We start from the raw sequence: 7031 nt of genomic DNA on the forward strand, positions 1-7031 counted from the left end.
CGGCTCCGCCCGCGGCCGCGATCAGCTCACGCAGGATCAGCCCCAGCGGCGAGCCCCAGTGCCGGTTCGCGCCGCGCAGCAGCTCCAGCACGTCCCCGCGCACCGTTCCGGTGTCCGGAACCGGGGCCTGCTGCGTCAGCCTGCGGTACGCCGCGACGCCCAGGGCCGGCCGGTTCGGCCGGCGCCGGTAGATCGCGTTCCTTCGCAGTACGGCGTCGGACATTCGGCGGTGGCGTCCGGCCCGCGGGACCGCGGTTGACAGCTGATCTTCGGGGGCGTGTGCTCGGGGCGTGACTCCGCGGTGCCTCACCGAGCGCAGACACGTCGACCTCTGCCGGATCGGGGCGGACCAGTGTCCGCGGGCGCGCCGGTGACCACCGGCGTGCCGACGCCCGTCGCACCCGACCCAGAGGAGATCACCCATGACCACGACCACGTCCCGAGACGCCGACCTGCGCGCGATCGTCGAGGGCACCGCCACCGCGGTGGCCGACGATCCCGACCAGGCCGTCGCCCTGTTCCGCGCGACCGGTGAGGGCGCCGAGGGCGTCCGCACCGAGCTGAGCATCGGGCGGCACGCCGTCACGATCGACGAGCCGCCGGCGCTCGGCGGCGAGGACGCCGCGATCAACCCCGTCGAGGCGGCGCTGGCCGCCCTGGTCTCCTGCCAGGTCGTCACGTACCGGTTCTGGGCGGCGAAGCTCGGCGTCCCGCTCGACGACGTCCGGGTCGAGACCGAGGGCGATCTCGACGTCCGCGGCTTCTTCGGCTTCGACGAGGCCGTCCGGCCCGGGTTCGGCGAGGTGCGGCTCGTCGTCGAGCTCAAGGGTCCCGCGTCCACCGAGGACTATTCGCGGCTCAAGGAGACCGTGGACGCGCACTGCCCCGTGCTCGACCTGTTCCGCAACACCACGCCGGTCACGACCCGGCTCGGCTGAGGGCGGCGCCGGCGCCCGCGTCGCAGCGGGCGTCGGTGGCCTCTCGGCCGGCCTAGACTCCCCGCCGGTGAGCGCACGATGACGGACGAGGCGGAGCTGCAGGCGCGGGTGGGCGCGACCGTGCGAGCACTGCGGGAGAAGGCGGGCTACTCCACGCGTGAGCTCGCACGACGGGCGGGCCTGAGCCAGCCCTTCCTCTCCCAGATCGAGCGCGGGGTGAGCGCGCCGTCGATGGTCACCACCTACCGGCTCGCCGAGGCGCTGGGCGTCCTGCCGGGGACGTTGCTGCCCGCCCCGGACGCGCCACAGGTCGTGGTGGTGCGCTCCGGCGAGGGCCGTGGGATCCCGGTCGCCAACCGGCCGGACGCCGCGATCGGGCGCGCCCTGGTGATGCAGCCCGGGGTGCCGCTGGAGGTGCTCGAGTACCGCATCGAGCCGGGGCAGTACATCGCCGAGTGGTTCACCCTGCCCGGGGAGATGGCCGTGTACCTCGTCGAGGGCGCGCTCGACGTCGAGGTGGAGGGTTGGGGCACCGTCCGGCTCGGCCCCGGGGACCTCGTGAGCCATCCCGCCTCGCTGCCGCATCGCTGGCTGCTGGTCGACGACGGCGCGGCGCGGGTGCTGTTGGCGGTGGCGCACCCGGGCGAGGCCCGCCGTCCTCCGGCGCATGGTTGATCGCCGGTTGGTTCCAAGATCGCACGTTTCGTGCTCTCAGCGCGAGAAGATCGCGAGTTGCGTGCACTCAGCGCGGTGACAGCAACGCTCAGAGCACACAACCAGCGATCACCTCGAGCGCCGGATTCAAGATCGCACGTTTCGTGCTCTCAGCGCGGCACGATCACGAGCTGCGTGCACTCAGCGCGGTGACAACAACGCTCACAGCACACAACCAGCGATCACCGCAAGCACCAGCCCCAAGATCGCACGTTTCGTGCTCTCAGCGCGGCTCCCACTCACCCCCGCCGCCCACCGCGCTTCCAGTATCCCTGCGCCTGGATCCGCGGAACCCCCGCGGCGGCGAGGACTCGTCGGGCCTCCGCGATGTCCCCCGACTCCGCGGACACCCAGGCGTATTCGGCGCCCCGCTCGCGGGCGAGGGCCGGGAGCAGTGCCTCCACACGTTCCACCTCGACGTGCTCCCCCGCCCCGAGGACCGCGTCCGCCGGGTCCGCGGCGGCGACGAGGACCCGGGCCCGCACCGCAGACCCCAGTGCCGCAACGATTCCCCGCACGGCGGGCAGCGCCGCCTCGTCGCCCGCGACGAGCACCGACCGGGCCGCCTCGGGCGCCCACTGGACGCCGTGCGGGCCGGTGCCGCGCCGGACGTCCGGGCCCGAGACGAGCAGCCGGTCCCCCGCGACGCCCGGCTCGCCCACGTACTCGCGGGTCCCGGGTCGGCGTGCACGAAGAAGTCGAGATCGAGCTCGCCGGGGCGGGCGGCGGCGACCGTGTAGGTCCGCAACGCGGGCCGTTCCGACGCGGGGAGGGCACGAAAGCGAGCGCGCCACTCCGCCTCCGGCACCGGCTCGGGACCGCCCAGCCCGGACAGCGGGGGCACCACGATCTTCACCCGCTGGTCCGCCCCGTGCGAGACGAACCACCGCAGGTGCTCGCCCTCCAACCGCACCCGCACGAAGCCCGGCGAGAGCCGTTCCACCGCGGCGACCGTCGTCCCGAACAGCGCGTTCGGCGAGTCCCCGAAGGACCGCACGTCAGCCCGCCAGGATGCGCTCGACGTCCGCCAGCACCGCCTGTCCGCCCAGCGGCCCGACCCCGGTGATCCAGAAGGACTGGTCCACCACGTGCAGGTTCGGGAAGGACTGCGCGCGCACCGCCCCCATCGCGGGCGGGATCGCGCTCTCGTTCGTCGGGTCCGCGGCCGTGACCAGCACCAGGTCCGCCCGCGCCTCGAGCACCAGCTCCGGCGACAGGTCCACGGAGATCGAGTCCTCCCAGTCCCGCGGCGGGGTGGTGAAGCCCGCACACTCCAGGGTGCTGCCCGCGAACGAGGTGGGCCCGTAGAGCGTGAGCTGCCCGTCCCGCGGCCGCACGAGCTGGGCGGTCCTGCCCGCCGTCCCGAACCGCTGCGCGACCTCGGCGCAGCGCGCGGAGTACGCGCCGAGCAGGCCCTCGGCCGCAGCCTCCTGCCCCAGCGCCCGCCCCACGAACCGGACGTTGTCCTGCCACGGGTCGGCCTGGTTCGCCATGAACACCGTCGGGGCGATCGCGGCGAGCCGGTCGTACAGCTCGCCGTGGCGCGTCTGGGTGCCGATCACGAGGTCCGGGCGCAGCGCCGCGATCCTCTCGAGGTTCGGGGACTGGACGGTGCCTGCCGTCTGCACGCCTGCCGCCGCCTGCCCCAGGTAGGCGGGCACCCCGGCGGCCTCGCTCAGCACGGCGGCACCGACCGGGACCGCCCCGAGCGCCACGGTCGTGTCCAGCTGGACCGGTTCGAGGACCACGATCCGGGCGGGCTGCGCGGGGACCTCGGTCTGACCGCGGGCATGGGTGACGGTGCGGGTGGCGGCCGCGGTGTCCTCCTCCGCGGGGGCGCCGTAGCACCCCGCGAGCAGCAGGGGGACCAGGGCCACCACGGGGAGCAGGCGACGAAGACTCATAGTGAGCTGAGCCTAACCTCCGGCCCGCGCCCGCAGGTGCGCCCGCTCCCCCTGCTTGCCGAACAGCACCAGCAGCTCGACGGGCCGGGTGTCCGCACTGCCGAACCAGTGCGGCACGCGGGTGTCGAACTCCGCCGCCTCCCCCGGCGTCAGCTCCAGGTCCCGGTCCCCCAGGACGAGCCGCAGCCTGCCCTCCAGCACGTACATCCACTCGTAGCCCTCGTGGACGCGCTGGTCCGGCTCCTCCGAACCGGCGGGCGGACAGATCATCTTGAAGGCCTGCACCCCGCCGGGCCGCCGGGTCAGCGGCACGTAGGTGCGCCCGTCGCGGTGCACGGGTGTGAACCGCACGCGGGGGTCGCCGGTCTCCGGGGCGCCCACCAGCTCGTCGAGCGGTATGCCGTAGGCCCGGGCGAGCGGCAGCAGCAGCTCCAGTGTGGGCTTGCGACCGCCGCTCTCCAGCCGCGACAGGGTGCTCTCGGAGATCCCGGTCTCCTCGCTCACCGCGGCCAGGGTGGCGCCGCGGGCCGTGCGCGCCGCCCGCAACCGGGGCCCGACGGCGTCGAGCACCGCGTCGAGATCGCTCACGACCGACGCAGCACGGGGACCGTGACCCGGCTGGGGTGCGCCTCGTCGTGCAGCACCTCGGTGCGACAGCGCAGCCCGGTCGTCGCGGTGCCGAGCGGCTCCGCGGTGCCGGTGTTGCGCGCGAACCGCGGGAACGCACCGCCCGCCACCTGCACCCGGATCCGGTGCCCCGCCCGGAACCGGTAGGCGGTGGGGAACAGCTCCAGGTCGACGGCGAGGACCCCGTCCGGCCCGCGGGTCACGTCCTTCGCCGGGACCGTCCTCGGGTCGAGCCGCCGGATCCCGTCGACGACGTTGCGCGAGACCCCGGCCGCGTCGACGTCGCAGACCCGGACGTAGACGTCCGCGTACTCCAGCTCGGGCCGCACGAACACCTGCGCGGTCACCGGACCGACCACGTCGGTGTCCGCGGCCAGCTCGGGACCGGTGAAGACCAGCACGTACGGCCGGACCTCGACGGCCTTCTGGTCGACCTGCTCCCCCGGCTTCTGCAGCAGCGGCCCACCGACCGCGGGCGTGGGGTCCGCCGGGTCGAAGACGAAGGCGCTCGACCCGCTCCCGACGCCCGACCCCAGCGCCCCACCCGCGCCGAGGTGCAGGGTCTCCGGCTCCGCGGGCGGCGGCCACTCGTCGAACTCCAGCCACTGGTCCGCCTGCTGGAGGTAGAGCCGCACCGGGGCGCCCTCGGGCGCGGGCCCGCCGCGCAGGTGGTGGTCGAGGAAGGCGATGTCGGTGCGCAGGACCTCCCGCAGCTCGTCGACCGCGCCGTGCAGCCACGGCCCGACGACGATCCGCGCATCCACCCCCGCCTCGCGCAGCGCCCGGTAGTCCTGCATCTGGGCGGCCACGAAGAGGTCCCACCACCCCGTGACCATGCTCGTCGGCGGCACGTCCCGGGTCCGCTCGGTGTAGGTGGACTCCCAGAAGTCGTCGTCCGGCTCGCCGTGCCCGGTGAAGTCCCGCCAGAAGCCGACGGGAGCGCCCGCCACCGCCAGGTCCGCCGCCTGCAGCGGCATCCGGCGCAGCGCCGAGCGCAGCCGCCGGTGGCGCACCGGGTGCGGCACCAGCGGCAGGTCGCTCTCCTGGTTGCCGATGGAGGAGGACCAGCTCAGCGCGTTGAGCAGGGTCGGGGCGCCACCCGGGTAGAACGTGTCGGTCATCCGGGAGGCGGTGATGTGCGCCGCCATCGCGACGACGTCCGCCTGCCCGGCGACCACCCACTGCGTGTGCCCGAGGTAGCTGATCCCCGTCGTCGCGATCCGCCCGTCGCACCAGTCCTGGGCGCGCACCCAGTCGATCGTCGCGAGGCCGTCCTCCCGCTCGTGCCGGAAGGGCCGGAACTGCCCGCCGGAGCCGAAGCTGCCCCGGGTGGACTGGAGCAGGACCTGGAATCCCCGGCGGGCGAGCGGGGCCGCGAACAGCGGGTGCCCCATCGCACTGCGCGAGTAGGGCGTGCGGATCAGCACGACCGGCAGGGGCCCGGTCCCGTCGGCGGGCCGGTACAGCTCCCCGACGAGCGAGACGCCGTCTGCCATCGGGGTGCGGACCGTCGTGCGGGTGTACCGGACACGGCCGGGTCCCAGACCCAGGGCGCGGTCGGCGAGCGCGGAGATCACGCGTCCGACCGTAACCCCTAGAGCCCGGCGGCCACGTCCTCGAGGGCGTCGAGCGAGGTCTGCATGCCCTCCTCCATCCCGGACTGGACGTGCATGTCCCGGTGCTCCCGGGTCTGGTGCTGCACGAGCATGCTCACCGTGGTCCGACCGCCGGACTCGACGATGTCCAGGCTCGTGACCGCGTAGGCGGCGTCGGCGTCCGGGATGCCCTCGAAGACCTCGGTGAACACCAGCCGCTCCGCCGGAACGATCTCGCGGTACTCGCCGTGGAAGGCGACCTCGAACCCGCCGTTCGCCTCCATCACCCACCGCCAGCCCCCGCCGACGCGCAGGTCGACCTCGGCGCTCGTCACGGTCCCCTTCGTGCCCGCCCACCAGCGCTTCACGAGCTCGGGCTCGGTCCACGCACGGAACACGGCCGCGGCGGGGGCGGCGAACTCCCGCACGATGAGGATCTGGTCGTCGGCGGGCAGCGTGACGACGGCGCTGCCGCGGGTCTTCGTGCTCATGGTTCCTCCTGAAGCTCCTCGAGGACGGCGTCCAGTACGCCGAACCGGTCCTCCCAGTGCTGCTCGAAGCGGGCCACCCAGTCGTGGATCGGCTTGAGCCCACGACCGTTCAGCCGGTACAGCCGTCGCCTGCCGTCCTCCCGGACGGCGACGAGCCCCACCTCGTGCAGCACCTTCAGGTGCTTGGACACCTGAGGCTGGGCGAGCTCCAGCTCCCCGACCAGGTCGCCCACCGAGCGCTCGCCGCGGGCGAGCACCTCGAGGATCTCCCGGCGCCGGGGCTCGGCCACCGCGTTGAACGCGTCGGTGGTGGTCGCCGCCCGTGCCATGTCCCCATCGTATTCCCATATGGGAATACGTCAAGCGGGCAGCGACAACCGGTCGTCGAACGGGGTCGTCGTCAGTCCGCCACGAACGGGTCGTAGTGGATCTGGTCCAGGGCGGCGCCCGCCACGTGCAGCGCGCGGACGGTGGCCGTGAGCATCGCGGGCGAGCCGGAGACCAGGACCTCGCAGTCGCTCCAGGAGCCGAACCCGGCGACGACGTCGGCCAGCCGCCCGACCAGCGGCCCCGACACCGCGGGGGGCTCCTCCACGACCGGCACCACGTCCAGCCAGGGGTTGCGATAGCTCATCCGGCGCAGCCCGTCGAGCGCGTGCAGCGCGTCCCAGTTCCGCGCGCCGTAGAACACCACGGCCCGTTCCCGGCGACCGCCCTCGCGCTCGATCTGCTCCAGGATCGCCCGCAGCGGGCTGATCCCGG

9 protein-coding genes and 2 pseudogenes are annotated in these 7031 nt (G+C 74.0%); 2 read left to right on the plus strand and 9 right to left on the minus strand.

What is annotated here, in order from left to right; genetic code table 11:
- Positions 1-223, minus strand: a pseudogene (locus H5J29_RS15690) (TetR family transcriptional regulator); the annotation flags it as partial.
- 199 nt (positions 224-422) lie between these two features.
- On the opposite strand from H5J29_RS15690, the gene H5J29_RS15695 reads away from it, so the two are divergent.
- The gene (locus tag H5J29_RS15695; protein WP_181781706.1) at positions 423-938 is read left to right on the plus strand and encodes an OsmC family protein; all 516 of its coding nucleotides are present in this window, start codon (positions 423-425) and stop codon (positions 936-938) included.
- Positions 939-1016: 78 nt separating this feature from the next.
- Positions 1017-1613, plus strand: a complete 597-nt coding sequence (locus tag H5J29_RS15700) for a helix-turn-helix domain-containing protein (RefSeq protein ID WP_181781707.1) — start codon at positions 1017-1019, stop codon at positions 1611-1613.
- A 278-nt stretch (positions 1614-1891) separates the two neighbouring features.
- Here the strand turns inward: H5J29_RS15700 and H5J29_RS34355 are convergent, their stop codons facing one another.
- From H5J29_RS34355 to H5J29_RS15735, 8 genes and pseudogenes are all read right to left on the minus strand, one after another.
- On the minus strand, positions 1892-2314 hold the full coding sequence (locus H5J29_RS34355; protein ID WP_220187464.1) for an SIP domain-containing protein: 423 nt from the start codon (positions 2312-2314) through the stop codon (positions 1892-1894).
- 35 nt (positions 2315-2349) lie between these two features.
- Positions 2350-2649, minus strand: a pseudogene (locus H5J29_RS36575) (siderophore-interacting protein); the annotation flags it as partial.
- 1 nt (position 2650) lies between these two features.
- Positions 2651-3556 (minus strand): ABC transporter substrate-binding protein, encoded by a 906-nt coding sequence (locus H5J29_RS15710; RefSeq protein ID WP_181781708.1) that lies wholly within the window; start codon positions 3554-3556, stop codon positions 2651-2653.
- Between the two features lie 12 nt (positions 3557-3568).
- Positions 3569-4144 carry a helix-turn-helix domain-containing protein gene (locus H5J29_RS15715; protein WP_181781709.1) on the minus strand — a complete coding sequence of 192 codons (576 nt, stop codon included), beginning with the start codon at positions 4142-4144 and terminating at the stop codon, positions 3569-3571.
- Positions 4141-5760 carry a CocE/NonD family hydrolase gene (locus H5J29_RS15720; RefSeq protein WP_181781710.1) on the minus strand — a complete coding sequence of 540 codons (1620 nt, stop codon included), beginning with the start codon at positions 5758-5760 and terminating at the stop codon, positions 4141-4143. Before H5J29_RS15720 ends, H5J29_RS15715 begins: the two co-directional genes overlap by 4 nt.
- Positions 5761-5777: 17 nt before the next feature.
- Entirely contained in the window at positions 5778-6269 is a 492-nt protein-coding gene (locus H5J29_RS15725; protein ID WP_181781711.1) for an SRPBCC family protein, read from the minus strand.
- Positions 6266-6598, minus strand: coding sequence for an ArsR/SmtB family transcription factor (locus H5J29_RS15730; protein ID WP_181781712.1), 333 nt, complete (start codon positions 6596-6598; stop codon positions 6266-6268). The genes H5J29_RS15725 and H5J29_RS15730 overlap by 4 nt, the downstream gene beginning before the upstream one ends.
- Positions 6599-6669: 71 nt before the next feature.
- The coding region (locus H5J29_RS15735) for a ferredoxin reductase domain-containing protein (protein ID WP_512700118.1) at positions 6670-7031 on the minus strand (362 nt) is incomplete at its 5' end.

The sequence above is a fragment of the Pseudonocardia pini genome, assembly GCF_013870575.1.
Taxonomy (GTDB): Bacteria; Actinomycetota; Actinomycetes; order Mycobacteriales; family Pseudonocardiaceae; genus Pseudonocardia; species Pseudonocardia pini.